This window comes from Roseateles chitinivorans, from assembly GCF_002761755.1.
Lineage (GTDB): Bacteria > Pseudomonadota > Gammaproteobacteria > Burkholderiales > Burkholderiaceae_C > Roseateles > Roseateles chitinivorans.
The window spans coordinates 65061-86601 of record NZ_PEOG01000017.1; the positions used below are offsets into that span (position 1 = coordinate 65061).

The 21541-nt window shown below is 68.5% G+C and carries 24 protein-coding genes; 15 read left to right on the plus strand and 9 right to left on the minus strand.

Annotated features, from left to right (window positions below):
- Positions 1–70: 70 nt before the first annotated feature.
- From minE to minC, 3 genes are all read right to left on the minus strand, one after another.
- Positions 71–334 (minus strand): cell division topological specificity factor MinE, encoded by a 264-nt coding sequence (minE, locus tag CS062_RS08210; protein WP_099861086.1) that lies wholly within the window; start codon positions 332–334, stop codon positions 71–73.
- Positions 335–352: 18 nt separating this feature from the next.
- Positions 353–1165 (minus strand): septum site-determining protein MinD, encoded by an 813-nt coding sequence (gene minD, locus CS062_RS08215; RefSeq protein WP_099861088.1) that lies wholly within the window; start codon positions 1163–1165, stop codon positions 353–355.
- A gap of 131 nt (positions 1166–1296) precedes the next feature.
- Positions 1297–2253, minus strand: a complete 957-nt coding sequence (minC, locus tag CS062_RS08220; RefSeq protein ID WP_099861090.1) for a septum site-determining protein MinC — start codon at positions 2251–2253, stop codon at positions 1297–1299.
- Positions 2254–3177: 924 nt separating this feature from the next.
- Between minC and CS062_RS08225 the strand changes: the two genes are divergently transcribed.
- The 4 genes from CS062_RS08225 (at position 3178) to CS062_RS08240 (ending at position 7484) form a co-directional block, all read left to right on the plus strand.
- Complete coding sequence (locus tag CS062_RS08225; protein WP_099861091.1) at positions 3178–4161, plus strand: bile acid:sodium symporter family protein; 984 nt, start codon at positions 3178–3180, stop codon at positions 4159–4161.
- 79 nt (positions 4162–4240) lie between these two features.
- On the plus strand, positions 4241–6286 hold the full coding sequence (gene metG, locus CS062_RS08230; protein WP_099861093.1) for a methionine--tRNA ligase: 2046 nt from the start codon (positions 4241–4243) through the stop codon (positions 6284–6286).
- Between the two features lie 70 nt (positions 6287–6356).
- The gene (locus tag CS062_RS08235; protein WP_091722552.1) at positions 6357–6560 is read left to right on the plus strand and encodes a DUF3460 family protein; all 204 of its coding nucleotides are present in this window, start codon (positions 6357–6359) and stop codon (positions 6558–6560) included.
- A 69-nt stretch (positions 6561–6629) separates the two neighbouring features.
- Positions 6630–7484: a segregation and condensation protein A gene (locus CS062_RS08240; protein WP_099861095.1), complete on the plus strand. Its 855-nt coding sequence runs from the start codon at positions 6630–6632 to the stop codon at positions 7482–7484.
- A 146-nt stretch (positions 7485–7630) separates the two neighbouring features.
- On the opposite strand, the gene CS062_RS08245 is transcribed toward CS062_RS08240, so the two are convergent.
- The 3 genes from CS062_RS08245 to CS062_RS08255 all read right to left on the minus strand — a co-directional run bounded on the left by CS062_RS08245 (position 7631) and on the right by CS062_RS08255 (position 9843).
- Positions 7631–8374 carry a response regulator gene (locus CS062_RS08245; protein WP_099861097.1) on the minus strand — a complete coding sequence of 248 codons (744 nt, stop codon included), beginning with the start codon at positions 8372–8374 and terminating at the stop codon, positions 7631–7633.
- Positions 8375–8677: 303 nt separating this feature from the next.
- Positions 8678–9130 (minus strand): MaoC family dehydratase, encoded by a 453-nt coding sequence (locus tag CS062_RS08250; RefSeq protein ID WP_099861099.1) that lies wholly within the window; start codon positions 9128–9130, stop codon positions 8678–8680.
- Between the two features lie 59 nt (positions 9131–9189).
- Positions 9190–9843: a ParA family protein gene (locus CS062_RS08255; protein ID WP_099861101.1), complete on the minus strand. Its 654-nt coding sequence runs from the start codon at positions 9841–9843 to the stop codon at positions 9190–9192.
- 61 nt (positions 9844–9904) lie between these two features.
- Here CS062_RS08255 and kefF point away from each other — a divergent pair, with 61 nt between their 5' ends.
- The 3 genes from kefF to CS062_RS08270 are packed head-to-tail and all read left to right on the plus strand — an operon-like array spanning position 9905 to position 12949.
- Positions 9905–10525, plus strand: coding sequence for a glutathione-regulated potassium-efflux system oxidoreductase KefF (gene kefF / locus CS062_RS08260; RefSeq protein WP_233217976.1), 621 nt, complete (start codon positions 9905–9907; stop codon positions 10523–10525).
- Positions 10525–12483, plus strand: coding sequence for a glutathione-regulated potassium-efflux system protein KefC (kefC, locus tag CS062_RS08265; RefSeq protein ID WP_233217977.1), 1959 nt, complete (start codon positions 10525–10527; stop codon positions 12481–12483). Before kefF ends, kefC begins: the two co-directional genes overlap by 1 nt.
- 25 nt (positions 12484–12508) lie before the next feature.
- Entirely contained in the window at positions 12509–12949 is a 441-nt protein-coding gene (locus tag CS062_RS08270; protein WP_099861105.1) for a DUF1841 family protein, read from the plus strand.
- A gap of 53 nt (positions 12950–13002) precedes the next feature.
- Here the strand turns inward: CS062_RS08270 and CS062_RS08275 are convergent, their stop codons facing one another.
- The 3 genes from CS062_RS08275 to flgA form a co-directional block, all read right to left on the minus strand.
- Positions 13003–13392, minus strand: coding sequence for a hypothetical protein (locus CS062_RS08275; protein ID WP_099861107.1), 390 nt, complete (start codon positions 13390–13392; stop codon positions 13003–13005).
- Between the two features lie 61 nt (positions 13393–13453).
- Positions 13454–13777 carry a flagellar biosynthesis anti-sigma factor FlgM gene (gene flgM, locus CS062_RS08280; RefSeq protein WP_099861108.1) on the minus strand — a complete coding sequence of 108 codons (324 nt, stop codon included), beginning with the start codon at positions 13775–13777 and terminating at the stop codon, positions 13454–13456.
- Positions 13778–13897: 120 nt separating this feature from the next.
- Positions 13898–14704: a flagellar basal body P-ring formation chaperone FlgA gene (gene flgA / locus CS062_RS08285; protein WP_099861110.1), complete on the minus strand. Its 807-nt coding sequence runs from the start codon at positions 14702–14704 to the stop codon at positions 13898–13900.
- A gap of 164 nt (positions 14705–14868) precedes the next feature.
- Between flgA and flgB the strand changes: the two genes are divergently transcribed.
- The 8 genes from flgB (at position 14869) to CS062_RS08325 (ending at position 21540) form a co-directional block, all read left to right on the plus strand.
- Entirely contained in the window at positions 14869–15255 is a 387-nt protein-coding gene (gene flgB, locus CS062_RS08290; protein WP_099861151.1) for a flagellar basal body rod protein FlgB, read from the plus strand.
- 22 nt (positions 15256–15277) lie between these two features.
- Positions 15278–15694 (plus strand): flagellar basal body rod protein FlgC, encoded by a 417-nt coding sequence (gene flgC, locus CS062_RS08295; RefSeq protein WP_099861111.1) that lies wholly within the window; start codon positions 15278–15280, stop codon positions 15692–15694.
- A gap of 49 nt (positions 15695–15743) precedes the next feature.
- The gene (locus CS062_RS08300) at positions 15744–16403 is read left to right on the plus strand and encodes a flagellar hook assembly protein FlgD (RefSeq protein ID WP_099861112.1); all 660 of its coding nucleotides are present in this window, start codon (positions 15744–15746) and stop codon (positions 16401–16403) included.
- A 61-nt stretch (positions 16404–16464) separates the two neighbouring features.
- The gene (flgE, locus tag CS062_RS08305; protein ID WP_091722507.1) at positions 16465–17868 is read left to right on the plus strand and encodes a flagellar hook protein FlgE; all 1404 of its coding nucleotides are present in this window, start codon (positions 16465–16467) and stop codon (positions 17866–17868) included.
- Positions 17869–17911: 43 nt separating this feature from the next.
- A complete protein-coding gene (gene flgF, locus CS062_RS08310) occupies positions 17912–18640 on the plus strand; it encodes a flagellar basal-body rod protein FlgF (RefSeq protein ID WP_099861114.1) in 729 nt (242 codons plus the stop codon).
- A 51-nt stretch (positions 18641–18691) separates the two neighbouring features.
- Positions 18692–19474: a flagellar basal-body rod protein FlgG gene (gene flgG / locus CS062_RS08315; protein WP_099861116.1), complete on the plus strand. Its 783-nt coding sequence runs from the start codon at positions 18692–18694 to the stop codon at positions 19472–19474.
- A gap of 148 nt (positions 19475–19622) precedes the next feature.
- Entirely contained in the window at positions 19623–20348 is a 726-nt protein-coding gene (locus CS062_RS08320) for a flagellar basal body L-ring protein FlgH (protein WP_199174201.1), read from the plus strand.
- Positions 20349–20394: 46 nt separating this feature from the next.
- Positions 20395–21540: a flagellar basal body P-ring protein FlgI gene (locus CS062_RS08325; protein ID WP_099861118.1), complete on the plus strand. Its 1146-nt coding sequence runs from the start codon at positions 20395–20397 to the stop codon at positions 21538–21540.
- Position 21541 lies beyond the last annotated feature (1 nt).

The following is a 21541-nucleotide window of genomic DNA, read 5'->3' on the forward strand; positions in this document are numbered from 1 at the left end:
GATCAGACGGCGCCACCCGCCCGGGGCGGGCGGTCCACGCCGCCGGGCATGCAGGTCGAGCGGCAGGCGCTCAGGGCTTGCGGATCTCCGGCAGCTCGATCTTGACCTCGAGCACCTCGAGGTCGTCCTGCCGCTCCATGTGGACCTTGATGTCGTCCGGATTGATGGAGACGTACTTCGAGATCACCGCCAGCAGCTCGCGCTGCAGCTGCGGCAGGTAGTCGGGGCTCGCGCCGCGACCATTGCGTTCATGGGCGAGGATCAGCTGCAGGCGCTCCTTGGCGACGCTGGCGGTGCTTTTCTTCTCGCCCAGGAAGAAGGACATGAATCCCATGGTTTCTCCCGGTGGATGTCAGCGGCTGAACAGGCGCTTGAAGAAGCCCGGCTTGACGGCCTCGACGAAGCGCATCGGCTTGTCCTCGCCGAGGAAGCGCGCGATGACGTCGGCGTAGGCCTCGGCCACGTCGGTGCCCTTCATGTGGATCGCCGGCAGGCCCTGGTTGGACGCCTGCAGCACCACCTCGCTCTCCGGGATCACGCCGATCAGCGGCGTGCGCAGGATCTCGTGGATGTCCTCCAGCGACAGCATCTGCCCGCCTTCGACCCGGTTGGGGTTGTAGCGCGTGATCAGCAGGTGTTCCTTGACGGGCTCCTTGCCCTCGATCGCGCGCTTGGTCTTGCTGTTGAGCATGCCCAGGATGCGATCGCTGTCGCGCACCGAGGAGACCTCGGGATTGGTCACCACCAGCGCCTCGTCGGCGTAGTGCATGGCCATCAGCGCGCCGGTCTCGATGCCGGCCGGCGAGTCGCAGACGATGTAGTCGAACTCCATCGCCTTGAGCTCTTCCAGCACGCGCTCGACGCCTTCCTGCTTGAGCGCATCCTTGTCGCGCGTCTGCGAGGCCGCGAGGATGAACAGCTTGTCCAGCTGCTTGTCCTTGATCAGCGCCTGGCCGAGCTTGACCTCCTCATTGATCACGTTGATCAGGTCGTAGACCACGCGGCGCTCGCAACCCATGATCAGGTCGAGGTTGCGCAAGCCGACGTCGAAGTCGATCACCGCGGTCTTGTAGCCGCGCATCGCGAGGCCGGTGGCGAAGCTGGCGCTGGTCGTGGTCTTGCCCACGCCGCCCTTGCCGGAAGTCACCACAACGATCTTGGTCATGGGTCGAGGTCCTTTCAGTGTGTCGGTCGCTGTCGTCGCAGCTCAAGCTTCATCGGCGCGGCGGTCGAGGCAACCGCCGCCCATGTCGGGGGAAATCGGGGGGATCGGAAGCGGCAGGCGCCCGGGATGCTTCATGCGCCCAGCGGCTCCATCAGCAGTTTTTCGCCGTCGAGCCGGACCTGCGCCGCCTTTCCGCGGACGTTGTCGGGCAACGGGTTCTCGCTGGTGCGGTAGATGCCGGCGATGGCGATCAACTCGGCCTCGAGCTGCTGCGCGAAGATCCGCGCCTGCGCATTGCCCCGCGCGCCCGCGATCGCCTTGCCGCGCAGCGGCGCATAGACGTGGATGCTGCCGTCGGCGATGACCTCGGCGCCGTGGTTCACCGCCGCCAGCACGACCAGGTCGGCGCCCTTGGCATAGACCTGCTGGCCGGAGCGCAGCGGCTTGTCGACGTAGACGGTGGGCGCGGCCTGCGCGGGCACCGGCACTTCGACCTGGCGCTCGACCACCACTTCCTTGACGACCTGCTGCACCACCTTCTGGACCCGCGGTTCGCGCTCGGCGCGCACCGGCTCGTCGGGCGCCTCGGCCAGGCCCAACTCGGCCGCCTGCGCCAGTTCCGCCGCATTGGCGCCGACCACGCCGACCGGCTGCAGCCGGTGACGGCGCAGCAGCGGCAGCAACGCGGCGATGTCCACGCGCGCGACGGGCGCGGCGGCCGGAACATCGGCAGCGGATTCGGTGGCGGATTCGGCGAGGGATTCGGTCGCCCCGTCGTCCAGGCTCAACTGGCCTTGGGCCTCGTGCGCCATGGCGGTCGCCCCCTCGGTCTCGGCCGTCGCCTCGGACCCGGCCTCGACCGGATCGATCGCCGGCAGCTGGCTCAGGTCCAGCAGCAAGGGGTCGTGATGGAAGGCGTCGGGCGTATCGCTGAGCTTCGCGATCAGTTCCTGGTCGAGGGCGGCCGGGTCGGCCGTCTTCAGGACGAGGGCGAGCAGGCTCAGCGAGGCGCTCTTCAGTTCAAAAAGTTCCGGAGTCTTGCCGGCGGCCGACCGCCCCGACAGATTGCCCGCCACTGCCTGCGTCATGAAAAGTTTGGGGGATGCGTTTGCAAAGTCGCGGATTTTAGCGGTGCGCCGAGGACCTCCTTTTAGGGGCCTGCCCAGGCCGCATCGACCTCCAGGCCGTCATGCGGACGTCCGGGCGCCGTCATGCGCGGCGGAGCGGCCTGTCACATCCGGTCGACGCTGCCTCAATATCAGGCAAGGCAGCGGAACACTGCTCGTGACAAGCACTTGCAAGCGCCGTCGCCAGGAGACACACATGCTTGTCCACAGGAGCCGGGGACAGATCCCTCTTCCGGCGGAGGCCGAAGGAGACGGGAGGGTCGCCTCTTCCAGCGTCACCGGCGTGTTGTCAACCCAAAAATCGTGGATGCGGGGCTTGACTTATCCCCATACAGGCGCTCTCGGTCGTCGCCGAACCGGGCTGCTGCGCCGCAGCAGGCAGCACCTGCGGGACGTCGCTAACTCGTTGATTCATATGGACCGTTTCGGCTTGCCCAGAAAAGAGGCACGGAACCTCAGGCGACCGTCGATCAAGGGTTTAGAGCGATCCTCGGCAGGTTTCCCACAAAGTTATCCACAGCCTCGGTGGATAGTTTCTCGGGGTCTTTGAAATCAAGGCGTTAGCGGGGATCGTTGAACCGACGAGCGAGGTCCGGCACCCCACCAGGGAGGGGCCTGTGGGGTCGTCGTGGGGGCCGACGGGCGTCGCGCCGTTACAAGTCCGCCAGGCAATGCCGCGCGCCCGCCGAACGAGCCGTGCGATTGCCGTCATGGATGCACCGACGTGCGTCACGAATCCGACGTCCCGGGCGGCCAGCGTTCAGGCAGACCGGGAAATCGGCCATCGCGCCAGCCCGAAGACAGCTGGGCAAGGCGCGGTCCCGCTAGAGTCCCTGCTTTCCCCACTGGGGCGACAGGCCGGTTCGCGCCGGCGAAAGGTTGGCGATGGGCATCCGGTCCTGGGTCCGAAAGGAATGGTTTCTGCTGGCGCTGGTCGGCGCGGTGGCGCTCGCCAGCGCCTGGCCCGAGCTGGGTCGCAGCGGCGGCTGGTTGCGGCTGGAGGTCGTCAGCAATTGGGGCGTCGCGCTGGTGTTCTTCCTCACCGGCCTGGGACTGTCCGCCGCCGCGCTCCGTGACGGCGCGCTCAAGTGGCGCGTCCATGTGCTGGTGCAACTGAGCACCTATGCGCTGTTCCCGCTGCTGTGGTGGGGCTTCACCGCACTGTTCGGCCGCTGGCTACCGCCCGACCTGGCGCTGGGCTTCGCCTACCTATGCGCATTGCCGTCGACGATCTCGTCCTCGGTCGCGATGACGGTGCTGGCCAAGGGCAACGTGCCGGCCGCGATCTTCAATGCGAGCGTCTCCAGCCTGCTGGGCATCGTGCTCACACCGCTGCTGGTGGCGGTGATGGCGGGCACCAGCGGCGCCACGCTGCCGTTCGGCGAGGCGGTCTGGAAGCTGACCCAGCTGCTGCTGTTGCCGCTGGTGGCCGGCCAGTTGCTGCGTCCGCTGCTGCTGGGCTTCTACACGCGGCACAAGTCCCGCATCTCGCTGGTCGACCGCTGGGTGATCATCCTGCTGGTGCTGTCGGCCTTCAGCGACTCGGTCGCGTCGGGCCTGTGGCGCGACCACGGCGCGGAGCTGCTGGTCAAGGCGGCGCTCGGCGCGGCGCTGTTCCTGGCGACGGTGGTCCTGCTGAGCCGCCTGGCGGCGCGCGCGATGGGACTGCCGGTGGAGGACGAGATCGCCGCGGTCTTCTGCGGCTCGAAAAAGACGCTGGCCTCGGGCGTGCCGATGGCCAAGCTGCTGTTCGGCGCGCATCCGGCGGTGGGCGTGATCGTCCTGCCGATCATGTTCTATCACCAGCTGCAGCTGATCTTGTGCTCATGGCTCGCCCAGCGCTACGCGGCCCGCGCTTCCGGCGCCTAAAATCGCCGGTTCCCCCGGACGCCGCCGATTGGGCATTTCGCCCGACTGCGCCCGGCGGGACCATCGCCCCCATCGCGCCATGACACGCAAGCTCTTCGTCACCACCGCCCTTCCCTACGCCAATGCGAACTTCCACATTGGCCACATCATGGAGTACACCCAGGCCGACATCTGGGTGCGCTTCCAGCGGATGCAGGGCAGCGAGGTGCACTTCGTCTGCGCGGACGACGCGCACGGCGCGCCGATCATGATCGCCGCGGAGAAGGCGGGGAAGAGCCCACAGCAGTTCGTGGCCGACATCGCCTCGGGCCGGCAGAAGTACCTGGATGGCTTCCACATCAGTTTCGACAACTGGCACTCGACCGACGGCGCCGAGAACCACGAGCTCTCCAAGGAGATCTACAAGGCGCTGCGCGCGAACGAACTGATCTCGGTGAAGACCATCGAGCAGTTCTTCGATCCGCAGAAGTCGATGTTCCTGCCCGACCGCTTCATCAAGGGCGAATGCCCGAAGTGCGGCGCCAAGGACCAGTACGGCGACTCCTGCGAGGTCTGCGGCGCGGTCTACACACCGACCGAGCTGAAGAACCCGTTCTCGGTGCTGACCGGCGCGACGCCGGTGATGAAGAGCTCGGAGCACTACTTCTTCAAGCTGTCCGACCCGCGCTGCGTCGAGTTCCTCGAGCAGTGGACGCAGGCGCCCGGCCGGCTGCAGCCGGAAGTGCTCAACAAGATCAAGGAGTGGTTCGCCAAGGACGAGGACGGCAACGGCGGCCTGGGCGACTGGGACATCAGCCGCGACGCGCCCTACTTCGGCATCGAGATCCCGGACGCGCCGGGCAAGTACTTCTACGTCTGGCTGGACGCGCCGATCGGCTACCTGGCCTCGCTGAAGAACTACTTCGCCAAGACCGGCCGTGACTTCGACGCGTTCGTGAAGGACGAATCGACCGAGCAGATCCACTTCATCGGCAAGGACATCACCTACTTCCACACGCTGTTCTGGCCGGCGATGCTGCATTTCAGCGGCCGCAAGACGCCGAACCATGTGTACGTGCATGGCTTCCTGACCGTCAACGGCGGCGAGAAGATGTCCAAGAGCCGCGGCACCGGCCTGGATCCGCTGAAGTACCTGTCGCTGGGCATGAATCCCGAGTGGCTGCGCTACTACCTGGCGGCCAAGCTCAACAGCAAGGTCGAGGACGTCGACTTCAATCCCGACGACTTCGTCGCCCGCGTCAACGCGGACCTGGTCGGCAAGTACATCAACATCGCCAGCCGCGCGGCGGGCTTCCTGTCCAAGCGCTTCGGCGGCCAGCTGTCGGCCGACGTCGGCGTCGAGGGCCTGGCGCTGCTGGACGGCCTGCGCGCGCACAAGGGCACGATCGTCGAGCTCTACGAGACCCGCGAGTTCGGCAAGGCGCTGCGCGAGATCATGCTGCTGGCCGACCGCGTCAACGAGTACGTGGACCAGAACAAGCCTTGGGAGCTGGCCAAGCTCGAGGGCAAGGACCAGGTGCTGCAGGATGTCTGCACCGTCTGCATCGAGGCCTTCCGCCTGCTGTCGATCTACCTGAAGCCGGTGCTGCCGGCGCTGGTGGCCAAGGTGGAGGCCTTCCTGCAGGTGGCGCCGATGAGCTTCGCCGACGCCGACCGCACGCTTGGCGACCACCGCATCGGCGGCTACGAGCACCTGATGCAGCGCGTCGACCCGAAGCTGCTCGAGGCGCTGTTCGAGCCACCCGCGCCGCCCCAGGTCGTGCCCGGCGGCGAGGAACTCGCGCCGGAGATCAAGATCGACGACTTCGCCAAGGTCGACCTGCGCATCGCCAGGATCGTCAAGGCCGAGCTGGTCGAGGGCTCGGACAAGCTGCTGCGCCTGACGCTGGACGCCGGCGAGGGTCGCTTGCGCAATGTCTTCAGCGGCATCCGCAGCGCCTACCAGCCGGAGCAGCTCGAGGGCAAGCTCACCGTCATGGTCGCGAACCTGGCGCCGCGCAAGATGAAGTTCGGCGTGTCCGAGGGCATGGTGCTGGCCGCCAGCCATGCCGACGAGAAGGCCCATCCTGGCATCTTCGTGCTGGAGCCCTTCCCCGGCGCCCAGCCCGGCATGCGCGTGCGTTGAGCACGGCGTCCGCCGCGACCGAGCGCCTAGAATCCGCCCAAGTTTTCGAATCCCCGATCAAGAGACGACCATGCCGCTGTTCTGGAAGAAATACGAATCCGAAGCCACGCAGTTCATCAATGAGCTGAAGGCCAAGAAGCCCACGCTGGAAGCCGAGCAACGCGCCGGCCGCGCGCTGCTGTGGGACCGTGAGCAGGACCGTCAGGCCCAGGCCGGCTACAACCAGGCCCGCGTGTCCCAGCAGCCCTACGTCTACCAGACCAAGTCCGAGTAATCCGCCGGACCGGTCCGTCGCCCCTGAGCGCCGAGCGTCGTTCCCCGCGTGAGCCACGCTGACGATCCGTTGGACACCGCCCTGACGCTGCCGGAGCCCCCGGCGGATCAGGGCGGCGACGCTTCCACGCCCGAGGCGGTGGATCATGTGGCCGTCGCGCGGCTGTATGGCGAGCCCCTGTTCGCCCTGCCGCAGGACCTCTACATCCCGCCGGACGCGCTGGAGGTGTTCCTCGAGGCCTTCCAGGGGCCGCTGGACCTGCTGCTGTACCTGATCCGCAAGCAGAACTTCAACATCCTCGACATCCCGCTGGCCGAGGTGACGAAGCAGTACCTGAGCTACGTCGAGCAGCTGCGCATGCACAACCTGGAGCTGGCCAGCGAATACCTGCTGATGGCCGCGATGCTGATCGAGATCAAGTCGCGGATGCTGTTGCCGCCCAAGAAGACCGAGGACGGCGCCGAGCCCGAGGACCCGCGGGCCGAGCTGGTGCGGCGCCTGCTCGAATACGAGCAGATGAAGCAGGCCGCGCTGCGGCTGGACCAGATGCCGGTGCTGGGCCGGGACTTCCTGCGAGCGCAGATCCACATCGAACAGTCGCTGGCACCGAGGCTGCCGGAGGTCAACGTCGACGACCTGCGCGCGGCCTGGGCCGAGTTGATGCGTCGCGCCAAACTGAACCAGCACCACAAGATCTCCCGTGAGCAGCTGTCGGTGCGTGAATACATGTCGCACTTGCTGCGCAAGCTGCAGGGGCAGCGCTTCGTCGAGTTCGAGGACCTGTTCGAGCTGGACAAGGGCTCGCAGGTGCTGGTGGTGTCCTTCATCGCGATGCTTGAACTGGCGCGGGAGCGGCTGGTCGAGATCACGCAAGCCGAAGCCTTCGCGCCGATCTACGTGCGGCTGGCCTACTCGCCGAGCTGACCCTCCGCCGGATCTCCGACTGCGGGCTCGACGCGCCTGGACGGTGAGGGACGGGGCCGCGCTCCCCACCGGCGCTCCGCGCCGATCCCCCATGCAAAACGCCGGGACAAGCCCGGCGTTGCGCAGAGGAAGCGGTCGTGCCGCTGTCAGCGGAAGGTCGTGAACGCCGCGTTCGGCTGGCGCTGCACCATCTGCCCCACCGCCAACACCGCCTGCGTGCGCGAACTGACACCCAGCGCCTTCAGCACCGCGGCGACGTGGTCCTTGATCGTCTCGACCGAGACGCCCAGTTCGCGCGCGATGATCTTGTTCGGCTTGCCCTGGAGCAGCAGCGCCAGCACGTCGGTCTGGCGCGGCGTCAGCTGCAGGCTCTCGAGTCCGGCGGTGGTCTGGTAGCCGGCCTGGCTGGCCAGCGCCTGGACCTGATGCAACCTCGAGTTGCCGGGCGCCGCGCTCTCGGCGACGGCCACAGGTTCCGGCTCCGGCGCGCTGTCCGAACCCAGCGACATCGGCGGCACGTAGATGCCGCCCGACATCACCAGCTTGAGCGCCTGGGCCAGCACGTCGTTGCTGGTGCGCTTGGGGATGAATCCCATCGCGCCCTGGTCGATCGCGCGGATCACGTCGCTGGCGCGGTCCGAGGCGGAAATCACCACCACGGGCAGTGCCGGGTACTGGGAGCGGAACTCCTCCAGCACGTCGAAGCCGCTGGCATCGCCCAGGTTCAGGTCCAGCAGCACCAGGTCGAAGTCCTGGCGGGCCTTGAGCGTGTCGCGGGCTTGAGCCGCGCTGTCGGCGCCCAGCACCTGAACGTCTTCGCCCAGACCTTGAATCACAGTCTGGAGCGCGGCCAGGATCAGCGGGTGATCGTCGATCAGCAGAACCCTCACGGGCGTGTCTCCTTGGATGGTCGGACTGCGGCGACAGGCTTCCTGGCCCGCCGTCCCGAATGACTTTCGAACTAGGGCGCGATCATAGGCGCGCCCTCCTGGGCCGGCACTCCCCCTTACGGTGGCATCGCTACCAGTAGAAAGTTCTATTGGCAAACCGTAAATTTTATATTCGCCCATTCGGGTGTCAGCCCGTGACACGGTCACACCGAGTGTGACAGCCGAAAAAGCGCGCGTCGGAAATGATGGAAATGCCACCCTCCGGGCGCCCATCGCACGGACTCCGACAGCGACAAGTAGCCCTCAGCGGTACTGCCGGGTCAGCGATTCGGCGATGCAGACCGGCTTGCCGCCGGCTTCCCGCTCCACGGTAACCTCGACCATCATCTGCACCCCGCCCTCGATCGGCTCCAGCCGCTTGAGCACGAAACGTCCCCGCAGCCGGCTGTCCACCGGCACGGGCGCCGGGAAGCGGACCCGGTCCATGCCGTAGTTGATGCCCATCCTGACTTCCCTCACCCGAAAGGCGGTCTCATAGAAGCGCGGCAACAGGCTGAGCGTCAGGAAGCCATGCGCGATCGTCGTGCCGAAGGGGCCGGCGGCCGCGCGGGCCGGGTCGGTGTGGATCCACTGCTGGTCCTCGGTCGCGTCGGCGAAGGCCTGGATGCGGGGCTGGTCCACCGCGATCCAGTCGGACACGCCGATCTCCTGCCCCACCAGGGGCGCCAGGTCTTCCAGCTTCTCGAACATCCGCATCCGGGTCTCCTCTCGTTCCGACGTGATTGGCGCCGGCGGGTGCGGGACGGACGCCGGCGTCAGTCCTTGCCGTCCTTGACCGGCCGCTCCAGCCAGGCGCACAGCCCGTGCCACTGCGCCAGATCGCGGGCGACGCGGCCCGGGGCGATGTCCCAGAGCGTCAAGCCGCGAGCGGCCAGCTGCACATAGTTCTGGGTGTCGCGCAGTTCGGCCAGCAGCGGCAGCTTGAGCTGCTCGATGAACTGGTGCAGCTGCTGCTGCGACAGCGTCCCTTCGCGCACCCGCATCGCCACCAGGCCGATCTCGGGCCGGCCGGCCGACCCGTCGCGATCCCGGGCCGCATCTTGCAGCTCGCGGACGAAGTCGTATGTCGCCTGGATGTCAAAGAGGCTGGGTTGCAGCGGCACGAGCACCCGGTCGGCCACCTTGAGCGCCTGCGCCAGCTTCTTCCCGTGGAGCCCGGCCGGGGTATCGAGCACCGCGTGCGACACGCCCTTGGGAGTGCGCAACTGCTCGGCGGACGCCAGTTCCCAGCCGCGGATCGCCGGCAGCGCCGCGGGCCGCTGCGCCAGCCAGCGCGCCGAGGACTGCTGCCGGTCGATGTCGCCCAGCATGACCGCATGGCCGCGATGGGCCAGGAAGCCCGCGAGGTTGCTCGCGAGCGTGCTCTTGCCAACGCCGCCCTTGGGGTTGGCGACCAGGATCACCGGCATGGCCTCTCCTCTCCTCGATGAGGTGCGCGGGATGTTATGCGATACCGCAAAATCCGCCGCCATGAGCGCTCCTCCGTCCATCCTCCTCCTGGCCGCGCACCCGGACCTGGCCCACTCCCGCGTCACGCGGGCGATGCTGTCCGCGGCCCACGGTCTGTCCAATGTCCGTGTGCGCGACCTCTACGCGCTCTATCCCGATTACGCGATCGACACCCATGCCGAGCAGGAGGCGCTGCGCGACGCCGAGCTGCTGGTCTGGCTGCATCCGCTGCACTGGTACGGCATGCCGGCGCTGATGAAGCTCTGGGTGGACGAGGTGCTGAGCGTCGGCTTTGCCTATGGCCAGACCGGCCACGCGCTCCACGGCAAGGACCTGTGGCTGGTGACCTCGGCCGGCGGCAGCACGCATTCCTACAGCACCGACGGCTACAACCGCCATCCGGTCGGCGACTTCCTGCTGCCCTATGCCCAGACGGCCGCGCTGTGCGGCATGCGCTTCCTGCCGCCACTGGTCCTGCACGGCGCTCAGAAGGCGAGCGCGGAGCAGGTTCAGGCCCATGTGCAGGCCTTCGTCGAGGGCCTGCGCGCGTTGCCCGAATGGTGCGAGCGCCAGCCCGAGCCCGCCCAGGAGGCGGTGCCCGACGACGAGCGCCCGGTGCGCGAGGAAGGAGCGCCGGTCTGATGGACGTCGCCTCCCCGATGGCCGCGGCCTCCGCCGCGATGGGCGCCGCCTCCGCCGCCGTGACCGCCACCGAGGCGGCCGTGCACGGCGCGCACGGCAACTGGCTGCTGACGCCGCTCGTGCTGCTGAGCGCCGCGGTGCTCGCGGTGCCGCTGGCACGCGGGCTGAAGCTGGGGTCGATCCTGGGCTACCTGGTCGCCGGCGTGCTGCTCGGCCCCCAGGTGCTCGGGCTGATCAACCAGCCCGCGACGGTGCTGGAGATCGGCGAGTTCGGCGTGGTGCTGATGATGTTCCTGGTCGGTCTGGAGCTCGAGCCCAAGCGGCTGTGGGCGATGCGCCGGCCGATCTTCGGCTGGGGCTCGGCCCAGATGCTGGGCTGCGCGACGCTGCTGCTGATCCCCTCCTTCTTCCTGGACGCCGACTGGCATGCCGCGGTCATCGCGGCGCTCGGCCTGGCGATGTCGTCGACGGCGGTGGCGCTGGCGGTGCTCAGCGAGAAGAACCTGGGCGGCACGCGCGCCGGGCAGAGCGTCATCAGCGTGGCGCTGCTGCAGGACATCGCCGCGATCCCGGTGCTGGCGCTGGTGCCCCTGCTGGCCAGCCAGGGCCGGCCGGCGGCCGGGCATTCGGGCGGACGGATCTGGCTGGCGCTGGGCGCGCTGGTGCTGATCGTGCTCGGCGGCCGGCTGCTGCTGCGACCGCTGCTGCGCTGGATCGCGCGCAGCGGCACGCCGGAGATCTTCACCGCCGCCTCGCTGCTGCTGGTGCTGGCGGCGGCGATGCTGATGCAGAAGGTCGGCCTGTCGATGGCGCTGGGCGCCTTCGCCGCCGGCGTGCTGCTGGCGGAGAGCGAGTACCGCCGCGCGCTCGAGGCCGACCTGGAGCCCTTCAAGGGCCTGCTGCTGGGCATGTTCTTCATCGCGGTCGGCATGGGCCTGGACCTGACGGTGCTGTGGCAGAAGCCCTTCGCGGTGCTGGGCCTGCTGGCCGCGCTGTGGCTGTGCAAGGGCCTGGTGCTCGCGGTGCTGGGCCGGGCGATGGGCCTGCCCAAGCCGGAGCGGGCGGTCTTCGTGATCCTGCTGGCGCAGGGCGGCGAGTTCGGCTTCGTCGTCTTCCAGCTCGCCGAGCAGGCCACGCTGCTGGATGCGGCGCAGCGCTCGGTGCTGGTGGCGGCGGTGGCCCTGTCGCTGGCCCTCACGCCGGCGCTGCTGGCCTGGGCGCAGCGGCGCGCCGGGCAGGTGGAGCGCAAGTCGCCGCACGAGCTCACCGAGCCGCAGGACTCGCAGGTGATCATCGCGGGCTTCGGCCGCTACGGGCAGATCGTCGGACGGATGCTGTTCGCCAACGGCATCTCGGCGACGGTGCTGGACCATGACGCCGACACCGTCGAGTCGCTGCGGCGCTTCGGCTGGCGCGTCTTCTGGGGCGACGCGACGCGGCTGGAGCTGCTGCGCATCGCCGGCGCCGAGCGCGCGCACGTCCTGGTGCTGGCGGTCGACGACTTCAACCACAGCGTCAAGATTGCCGAGATCGCGCGCCAGCACTTCCCGCACCTGACCATCGTGGCCCGGGCGCGCAATGTCCAGCACTACTACGCGCTGCGCGAGCTGGGGGTCGAGCTGATCGAGCGCGAGACGCTGGACTCCGCGCTGATGAGCGGGCGCAGCGTGCTGCAGCAGCTGGGCTGGGAACCGCATGCGGCGCGGCAGATGGCCTGGCGCTTCCGACGCCACTCGGTCGAGCAGACCGAGGCGATGCGACCGCACCGTGGCGACCTGGACACGCTGATCGCGATGTCCAAGCGCGGCCGCGAGCAGCTGGAGGAGCGCCTGGCCGCCGAGCGCAAGGCGCTGGCGGAGGGCAAGGGCCGCAATCCCTGGCAGGAGCCGCACCTGGCGCCGGGCACGGCGCCGGTGCCGGCCGGCTCGTCCGATCAGCCCCAGCCGGGCAAGGCCTGAGGCCTGCGGCGACAATCGCGCCCCTATGTTTGCCCCTTCCCAACTCGAGGTCCGGCGCTTCTTCTGCCAGACCTACCGCAAGCAGCGCGACGGCCTGCCGCTGACGCCGATGGAGGCGATCGCCTCGGACTGGATCGCCCAGCATCCCGAGTACCACGACGAGCTGGCCGACGAGGACGCCGCGCTGGCGGCGGTCTACACGGTCGAGGACGGCCGCACGAATCCGTTCCTGCACCTGTCCATGCACCTCAGCCTGATCGAACAGCACCAGATCGACCAGCCCACGGGTGTGCGCCAGGCGCTGGACCTGCTGGCGGCGCGCCGCCAGTCCTTGCACGAGGCTCATCACGAGGCGATGGAATGCCTGGGCGAAATGATCTGGACCTCGCAGCGCAGCGGCCTGCCGCCGGACGGTCACGCCTACCTGGACTGCCTGCGGCGCAAGGCGACCCGCACGCCGACCTGACATGAAAAAAGGCCACGCATCCGCGTGGCCTTCGTCATCGGAATCGCGGGGGTTCAGGCCTGGATCGACCCACCCAGCGCCGACTTGCGCTCGTTCTTCCCGGACGCGCCGTACAGGCCGCTCGGCTCCCCCGGCATCAGCACGTCGATGGCGCGGTCCAGCGCCGCGGTGGCCCGGGCCAGCGATTCGCGCTGGGCAGCGACGCGGCCGCCGGCCTGCATCAACCGGGTCCGCAGGCCTGCCGGCACGGTGCCGGTGCGCGCGGCGGCGCTGAATTGCTCGATCGCGCGCGCCAGGGCCGCATGCAGCGACGCCGCATGGAGCTCGATCGCCTGGGAGTCACGTCGATGCAGCGCCTCGCCCAGCAGGTTGAGGCAGCTTTCGACGTCCTGCAGCGGCTGCTCCAGGTCGACGGGGGTCGAGTTCAAAGGCGTGGCGGTCATGGCGTCACCGGAAAAGCTTGGTCTTTGGTCGCTTCAGCTCAGCTTTTTACGATTGAGCGAGTCAGTGCGAGGGCTGGGTACGGCCCAGCATCTCGGCCGCGTTGGCGATCAGCTTGTCGGCGATCGCATCGGCGTTGATCTTGAACTCACCCTTCTCGATCGCGCTGGCGATGCGGGCCACCTTCTCCGCGTCGAAGCTGCCGTCGTCGGCGGCGGCGCCCGCGATCAGGCTGCTCGCGGTGCTCGACAGCTCGACCTTGGACCCTTCGCCGGACACGGCGGCGCCGGCCTTTCCAGCCTTGGCCGCACCGGCGTCGGGGGTCCCGGCGGTGGTCCCGCCGACTTTCGAGTAGGCGTTCAGGTCAGCGTTGTTACCGATCTTCATGGCAAATCTCCATGGGCCCGAGGACTTCCGGACCCCTTCCAGTACCGGGTATTTCGACCCGTCTGGGCGGAACTTGAGGGGCGAGCTTCACAAAATCGACAGATCGCTCGGTGAAGGGCGTCACAGTACCACCTCCACCCTGCGTTCACCGATCGTACGTGCCGTGACCATGCGGCCATTGTCGAAACGTACACGGACATCCTGGCCTTCCAGGCCCACGCCCATCGCCTGGCCTTCGCCCGCGACCGCGTAGCCGTTGCCGGTTGCCATGACCTGCACCCGGTCGCCCGGCTGCACCCATTGGCGGAGTTTCAGGTCGGCCGAACGCAGCGCCTCGCCTGCGGCGACCGGCCGGGACAGGGGACGACCGAGCCAGCCTTCCGCTTGTGTATAGATGGCGCCGGCCTCGCCGGCAATGTCGACTTCGGCCAGCCGCAGATGTTCTTGAGTCAGCACCGTCCCGGCCGGCAGGTCGGAAGCGGCGACGAAGGCCTGTCCATACACCTTGATCGTCAGCGGCAGTGTCACATTCCACTTGGTGGCGCCAGCCAGGCAGCGCAGGCCCAGGCGGGTCCGCCCCCACATCCGGGTGCCCGGCGGCAGGTAGGGCTGGATCTGCGCGCAAGGCGCCAGGCGCAGGCGAGGGTCCAGCCGGCCGAGTTCCACCTCGACCCGGGCCTGGTTCGGCGCGACCTGGCGGGCGCCGGCCATGGCCAGCGCCTGCAGGCGGTCCTCCAGCGTCGCGTCGAGCGCGCCCAGGCCGGAAGGTTCGCTGAGGGGCACCGCCGCCGTCTGGGCCGTGGCCGTCTGGGCGTCCGCCTCGTCCACCAGTCCGAACATCAGCCAGACGGACATCAGCGCCCCCGCCAGCAGGGCGGGCAGCGCCTGCGCGTGGCGGGCGTGAGAGGAGGTGCAGGGGTGCGGCATGGGACGGAACTGTACGGATCCGGGGCGCGCAGATGGCCTCGAAATGCGCCGAGATCACCCGTCTTATCGCGCTCATGTTTTCCGACCCGCTGCCCACAATGCCCGAACGTGACAAACCGGGCCCGCGTCCCGACGCCACCCGACCCGTCCCGAAGGAGATGACCATGCTGAACCGACTGTCCGATGCGATGAACTTCCAGGCCCAGGCGCTGACCCTGCGGGCGGAGCGTCAGCGCCTGCTCGCCAGCAACATCGCCAACGCCGACACCCCGGGCTATCAGTCCAAGGACATGGATTTCGCCAAGGCGCTGCGCGAGGCCACCTCCCCCGCCGCCGCCGCGAACACCAATCAGACGCTGACCCAGCGCACCCAGAACGCGCTGCAGAGCAGCCTGAGCGCCATGACCAGCATGGACAGCAACACCGTCGACATGGACCGCGAGCGCGCCAGCTTCGCCGACAACACCGTGAAGTACGAGGCCTCGCTGCGCTTCCTCAACGGCAGCATCCGCACGATGCTGGACGCGATGAAGTCGCCGAACGCGGCCTGATCGCGCAGGACAGGAGACCGTCATGTCGATGTTCAACATCTTCCACATCAGCGGCAGCGCGGTCAGCGCGCAGAGCCAGCGCCTGAACGCGGTGGCCAGCAACATGGCCAATGCGGACACCGTCGCCGGCCCGGACGGCCAGGCGTACAAGGCACGCCAGGTCGTCTTCCAGAGCGTGCTGGCCCAGAACGGCAACGACCAGACCGACGTCGGCGTGCAGGTCGTGGGCGTCCAGGAGAACCAGACCCCCGGCCGCCGCGTCCACGATCCGAGCCATCAGCTGGCCGACGCCGACGGCTACGTCACCTACAGCAATGTCAACAGCGTCGAGGAGATGGTCAACATGATCTCGGCCTCGCGCTCGTACCAGAACAACCTCGAGGTCATGGGCACCGCCAAGTCGCTGCTGCTCAAGACCCTGCAGATGGGCCAGGGCTGAGCGCCGCCCAGCCTGAGCCCCGCCTGACCTCCCGCACGGAAAGCCTCCCATGGACTTCACCGCCCTGAACGCCAACACCAAGACCGGCGCCGCGTCGAACACGGCCGCCAGCAGCCCCACCGGCACCAGCGCACAGGAAACCTCGGACCGCTTCCTGAAGCTGCTGGTCGCCCAGCTGCAGAACCAGGACCCGATGAATCCGATGGACAACGCCGCGGTCACGACGCAGATGGCGCAGATCCAGACGGTCACCGGCGTCAGCACGCTGAACTCCAGCATCCAGGGCCTGGCCAGCCAGTTCGGCCAGATGCAGGCGCTGCAGAGCGTCAGCCTGGTCGGCCGCGAGGTCACCGTGCCCGGCGACAAGGTCAGCGTCGCCGACGGCAAGGCCACGCTCAACTTCGACCTGGGCAGCGCCGCCGACAACGTCAAGCTGGAGGTGCTCAACGGCGCCGGCGCGGTGATCTCGACGCAGGACCTGGGCAAGATGAAGAGCGGCATGCAGTCCTACACCTGGGACGCGTCCAAGGCCGCCGAGACCACCGGCCTGAGCTACCGCGTCACCGCCACCAGCGGCGGCACCGCGGTCACCGCCACCACCCTGATGCGCGACACGGTGCGCGCCGTGAACACGAGCGGCTCCACGCTGCAACTCGAACTGAAGAATTCCGGCCTGGTCGACTACGACAAGGTCCGCGCGCTGGGCTGATCCCAGCATCCCCCAGCCCGCCTCCCCGCATCACCCGCCTGAATCGCCCAAGGACATCCCCATGAGCTTCCAACAAGGCCTCTCCGGACTGAACGCCTCCAGCAAGAACCTGGAAGTGATCGGCAACAACATCGCCAACTCGCAGACCTACGGCGCCAAGTCGTCGCGGGCCGAGTTCGCCGACATGTACGCGGCCTCGCTCAACGGCGCCGGCACCAGCGACGTCGGCATCGGCGTGCAGCTCCAGACCGTGGCCCAGCAGTTCACGCAGGGCAACATCTCGATCACCGAGAACCCGATGGACCTGGCGATCAACGGCGCCGGCTTCTTCCAGGTGTCCGACGGCAAGAGCCCGACGGTGTACACCCGCAACGGCCAGTTCAAGGTCGACAAGGAAGGCAACATCGTCAACAACGACCAGCTCAAGCTGATGGGCTATCCCGCCGATGCCAACGGCGTGATCCAGCCGGGCCTGGCGCAGGGCCTGAAGCTGCCCACCGGCGGCATCGACCCCAAGGTGACCAGCGACATCAAGATGGAGTTCAACCTGGACTCCCGCGCCGGCCCGACCGCCGCCTACGACCTGACCGATCCGGCCGACCCGAATTCGCCCAAGATCGACAAGACCGGCATCACGCTGAACGACCCGACGACGTACAACAACGCCACCTCGATGACGGTGTACGACGCCAAGGGCCAGCCGACCGCGCTGACGATGTACTTCCAGCGCGCCAACAATGCCGACGCCAACGGCAACACCGTCTGGAACGTCTACCTGACCGCCAACGGCAGCGCGATCCAGTACGACGCCCAGGGCAACCCGATCGACACCGACAACGGCCAGCCCGGCGGCAACCCGCTGACGCCGTTCACGCAGATGACCTTCCTGCCCACCGGCGGCAAGCCGGTCTCGCCCGGCCCGAGCGAGTTCCTGAACCTGAAGATCCCCGCCGGCGTGAATGCCCAGGGCGCCCCGACGCTGCCGATCCCGGCGCCGCCGGCCGACCCGTCCGACCCGTCGGTGCAGGGCATCAGCTTCGACCTGCGCTCGGCCACCGAGAACGGCTCCAACTTCGCGGTCACCGACCTGACCCAGGACGGCTATGCGCCGGGCCAGCTGGTCGGCATCAAGCTGGAAGACAACGGCATCGTCACCGCCCGCTACTCGAACGGTGAATCGAAGCCGGCCGGCCAGGTCGAACTGGCCAACTTCCGCAACCCGCAAGGTCTGCAGCCGCTGGGCGGCAACGTCTGGGCGCGCACCAACTCGTCGGGCGACCCGGTCGTGGGCGTGCCCGGCGACGGCAACCTCGGCTCGCTGACCCCCGGCGCGCTGGAGGAGTCCAACGTCGACCTGACCTCCGAGCTGGTGAACATGATGACCGCGCAGCGCGTCTACCAGGCCAACTCGCAGACCATCAAGACGCAGGACCAGGTCCTGCAGACCCTGGTCAACCTGCGCTGATCCCGGCGCGCACCACCCCACCGCCGATCGCTGAGGAGTTCCGATGGACCGCATGATCTACCTGTCGATGAGCGGCGCCCAGGCGGCGATGTCGCGCCAGGACGTGCTCTCCAACAACCTCGCCAACGCCAACAGCAACGGCTTCCGGGCCGAGCTGCAGGCCTTCCGCGCGGTGCCCATCCGCGGCGACGGCGCCTCCACCCGCGCCTTCGCGCTGGAGACCACCACCGGCCACGACCTGAGCGCCGGCCCGATCACCACGACCGACCGCAACCTGGACGTCGCGATGAAGGGCCGCTCCTGGATGGCGGTGCAGGCGCTGGACGGCACCGAGGCCTACACCCGCGCCGGCTCGATGGACGTCGACCAGGACGGCGTGCTGCGCATGCGCAACGGCCTGCAGGTCCTGGGCGACGGCGGCCCGATCACCGTGCCGCCCAACTCGACGATCTCGATCGGCGACGACGGCACCGTGGTGGCCAAGTCCGACGGCCAGCGGCCGGTCAACATCGGCCGCATCAAGCTGGTCACCGAGGACGGCCGCTTCACCCGCCGCGACGACGGGCTGTTCATCGCCGACGGCGGCGACCCGCTGCCGGCCGATCCCAATGCCCGGCTGCAGTCGGGCGCGCTCGAGGGCTCCAACGTGAGCCCGGTCGAGACCATGGTCGGCATGATCGCCGCCGCCCGCCAGTTCGAGCAGCAGATGAAGATGCTCTCGATCGCCCAGACCCACGGCCAGGCAGCGTCCAAGCTGCTGTCCGACAGCTGACCCGTTCGCTGAACGGATCCGCCCGCACCGCACAGGAATCAGGAGTCCCCGATGCTTCGTTCGCTCTGGACCGCCAAGACCGGCATGGAAGCCCAGCAGACCCAGCTGGACGTCATTTCCCACAACCTGGCCAACGTCTCGACCAACGGCTACAAGAAGTCGCACGCCGTCTTCGAGGACCTGATGTACCAGACGCTGCGCCAGCCCGGCGCCAACAACACCGAGCAGACCACGCTGCCCACCGGCATGCAGGTCGGCCTGGGCGCCCGCGCGGTGGCGACCTCGCGCAGCCACTCGCAGGGCAGCCTGACGCAGACGTCCAACTCGCTGGACGTGGCGGTCAAGGGCAACGGCTTCTTCCAGGTGCAGATGCCCGACGGCACCACCGCCTACACCCGGGACGGCAGCTTCCAGCTCGATCCCAACGGCCAGATCGTGACCAACAACGGCAACACGGTGCTGCCCGGCATCATCGTGCCGGCCGACGCCAAGTCGATCTCGATCGGCGCCGACGGCACGGTCAGCGTCACCACCGCGGCCAACGCCACGCCGACGACGCTGGGCCAGCTGCAGCTGGCCAACTTCATCAACCCGCCGGGCCTGGAGTCGCTGGGCGGCAACCTGTACGCCGAGACGGTCGCCTCGGGCACGCCGCAGACCGGCGCCCCGGGCCAGAACAGCCTGGGCACGGTGCAGCAGGGTTTCGTCGAGACCTCGAACGTGAACGTCGTCGAGGAACTGGTGCAGATGATCCAGACCCAGCGCGCCTACGAGATGAATTCCAAGGCGATCCAGACCACCGACCAGATGCTCCAGAAGCTGTCGCAGATCTGACCGGGCGCGGCCCCGCTGATCGACCGACCGGGCGCGCGCCGCCCGGGTGACGATGCGGGGCCGATCCTTGCGATCCGCCGGCCTCGCGCGGCGCACCTTCGTGGTGCCGCGGCCGGCGTCCCGACATGCCGCGATCCTAGGAGTTGTCATGCCTTCGTTCCTGCCCTCGCCCCACTTCCTCCACGCCGCGCTGCGCCCGGTGCTGCGCCTGGCCGTCCCGGCCGCGGCGCTCGCGCTCAGCGCCTGCTCCACGATGTATCCGCAGCCGCGGGTCGACATGCAGCCCGCGCCGGTGGTGAAGATGCCCGAGCCGATCCCGGCCTCGGCCAACAACGGCGCCATCTACCAGAACGCCAACTACCGCCCCTTGTTCGAGGATCACCGCGCCCGCCTGGTCGGCGACATCGTCACCGTGCAGATCGTCGAGCGGGTCAGCGCCACGCAGAAATCCAGCAGCGAGCTGGACAAGAACGGCGCGATCGGCGCCAGCGTCAGCGCCATCCCCGGCATCGCGGCCAACTCCTTCGGCGGCGGCCGCGCCGAGTTGACCGGTTCCTCGTCCAACAAGAGCACCGGCAAGGGCACGAACGAGAACACCAACGACTTCTCCGGCACGATCACCGCCGTCGTGACCGGCGTGCTGCCCAACGGCCACCTGCTGATCTCGGGCGAGAAGCAGGTCGGGGTCAACAGCAACGTCGACGTGCTGCGCTTCTACGGCCAGGTCGATCCCCAATCGATCCGCCAGGGCAACACGGTCGCCTCGACCGCGATCGCCAACGTCCGGGTCGAGCAGCGCGGTCGCGGCGCCGTGGCGGACGCGCATGGAATTGGCTGGCTATCCCGCTTCTTCTTGAACCTTTCGCCGATTTAAGTTTCCCCACAATCGGTCACACGAGTCTGCCAACCGTGTGACCGAGATGTACCCCAACACCCTTCCCCGCTTCTTCTCCCGCTCCCCTCGCCTGCTGGCTTCCGGCCTGCTCGCGCTGATGGCGCTGCTCGCGATCGCGACGCCCGCCGAGGCGACGCGCATCAAGGAAGTCGCCGCGGTCCAGGGCGTGCGTTCGAACCCGCTGACCGGCTACGGCCTGGTGGTGGGCCTGGACGGCACCGGCGATCAGACCACGCAGGCCCCCTTCACCGGCCAGAGCATGACGGCGATGCTGCAGCAGTTCGGCGTCCTGCTGCCGCCCGGCGTGACCATGCAGCCGCGCAACGTCGCGGCGGTGATGATCACCACCCAGCTCCCCCCCTTCGCGCAGCCCGGCCAGCCGCTGGACGTCGTCGTGTCGTCCATGGGCAATGCCAAGAGCCTGCGCGGCGGCACGCTGATCGCCACGCCGCTGCGCGGTGCCGACGGCCAGGTCTACGCGATCGCGCAGGGCAACCTGGTGGTCGGCGGCGCCGGCGCCTCGGCGGGCGGCTCCAAGGTCCAGATCAACCACCTGAGCGCCGGCCGCATTCCCGGTGGCGCGCTGGTCGAGCGCAGCGTGCCCACGCCGCTGCAGCAGAACGAGTGGCTGCAGCTGGACCTGAATGCCGCCGACTTCGGCACCGCGCGCGCCGTCGCCAAGGCCATCAACCGGGCCAAGGGCGAAGGCACGGCGATGGCGCTGGACGGCCGCGTCGTCAAGGTGCGCGCGCCGCTGACGCCGGACGCCCGGGTCGCGTTCCTGGCCGACATGGAGAACCTGAGCTTCGACCAGGAGATCCCGGCCGCGCGCATCGTGATCAATGCCCGCACCGGCTCGGTGGTCATGAACCAGGCGGTGACGCTGCAGCCCTGCGCGGTCGCGCACGGCAACCTGGCGGTGACCATCTCCAGCACCCCGCAGGTCAGCCAGCCCAATGCGCTCTCCGGCGGCCAGACCACGGTCACCCAGAAGACCGACATCTCGATCAAGCAGGACCCCGGCTCGCTGATCCAGCTGCCCGCGGGCGCGCGGCTGAACGACGTCGTCAAGGCGCTGAACACGCTGGGCGCCACGCCGCAGGACCTGCTGGCGATCCTCCAGGCGATGAAGACGGCCGGCGCGCTGAACGCCGAGCTGGAGGTGATCTGAC

Coding starts and splice junctions, on each gene's coding strand:
- minE (WP_099861086.1), bottom strand. CDS start 334: ATGGGATTCATGTCCTTCTTCCTGGGCGAGAAGAAAAGCACCGCCAGC.
- CS062_RS08270 (WP_099861105.1), top strand. CDS start 12,509: ATGTTTGCCCCTTCCCAACTCGAGGTCCGGCGCTTCTTCTGCCAGACC.
- CS062_RS08255 (WP_099861101.1), bottom strand. CDS start 9,843: ATGCCGGTGATCCTGGTCGCCAACCCCAAGGGCGGCGTTGGCAAGAGC.
- flgB (WP_099861151.1), top strand. CDS start 14,869: ATGCTGAACCGACTGTCCGATGCGATGAACTTCCAGGCCCAGGCGCTG.
- CS062_RS08325 (WP_099861118.1), top strand. CDS start 20,395: ATGTACCCCAACACCCTTCCCCGCTTCTTCTCCCGCTCCCCTCGCCTG.
- minD (WP_099861088.1), bottom strand. CDS start 1,165: ATGACCAAGATCGTTGTGGTGACTTCCGGCAAGGGCGGCGTGGGCAAG.
- CS062_RS08275 (WP_099861107.1), bottom strand. CDS start 13,392: ATGACCGCCACGCCTTTGAACTCGACCCCCGTCGACCTGGAGCAGCCG.
- CS062_RS08235 (WP_091722552.1), top strand. CDS start 6,357: ATGCCGCTGTTCTGGAAGAAATACGAATCCGAAGCCACGCAGTTCATC.
- CS062_RS08300 (WP_099861112.1), top strand. CDS start 15,744: ATGGACTTCACCGCCCTGAACGCCAACACCAAGACCGGCGCCGCGTCG.
- flgC (WP_099861111.1), top strand. CDS start 15,278: ATGTCGATGTTCAACATCTTCCACATCAGCGGCAGCGCGGTCAGCGCG.
- minC (WP_099861090.1), bottom strand. CDS start 2,253: ATGACGCAGGCAGTGGCGGGCAATCTGTCGGGGCGGTCGGCCGCCGGC.
- CS062_RS08225 (WP_099861091.1), top strand. CDS start 3,178: ATGGGCATCCGGTCCTGGGTCCGAAAGGAATGGTTTCTGCTGGCGCTG.
- metG (WP_099861093.1), top strand. CDS start 4,241: ATGACACGCAAGCTCTTCGTCACCACCGCCCTTCCCTACGCCAATGCG.
- flgG (WP_099861116.1), top strand. CDS start 18,692: ATGCTTCGTTCGCTCTGGACCGCCAAGACCGGCATGGAAGCCCAGCAG.
- flgF (WP_099861114.1), top strand. CDS start 17,912: ATGGACCGCATGATCTACCTGTCGATGAGCGGCGCCCAGGCGGCGATG.
- CS062_RS08250 (WP_099861099.1), bottom strand. CDS start 9,130: ATGCGGATGTTCGAGAAGCTGGAAGACCTGGCGCCCCTGGTGGGGCAG.
- flgE (WP_091722507.1), top strand. CDS start 16,465: ATGAGCTTCCAACAAGGCCTCTCCGGACTGAACGCCTCCAGCAAGAAC.
- flgA (WP_099861110.1), bottom strand. CDS start 14,704: ATGCCGCACCCCTGCACCTCCTCTCACGCCCGCCACGCGCAGGCGCTG.
- kefC (WP_233217977.1), top strand. CDS start 10,525: ATGGACGTCGCCTCCCCGATGGCCGCGGCCTCCGCCGCGATGGGCGCC.
- flgM (WP_099861108.1), bottom strand. CDS start 13,777: ATGAAGATCGGTAACAACGCTGACCTGAACGCCTACTCGAAAGTCGGC.
- kefF (WP_233217976.1), top strand. CDS start 9,905: ATGAGCGCTCCTCCGTCCATCCTCCTCCTGGCCGCGCACCCGGACCTG.
- CS062_RS08320 (WP_199174201.1), top strand. CDS start 19,623: ATGCCTTCGTTCCTGCCCTCGCCCCACTTCCTCCACGCCGCGCTGCGC.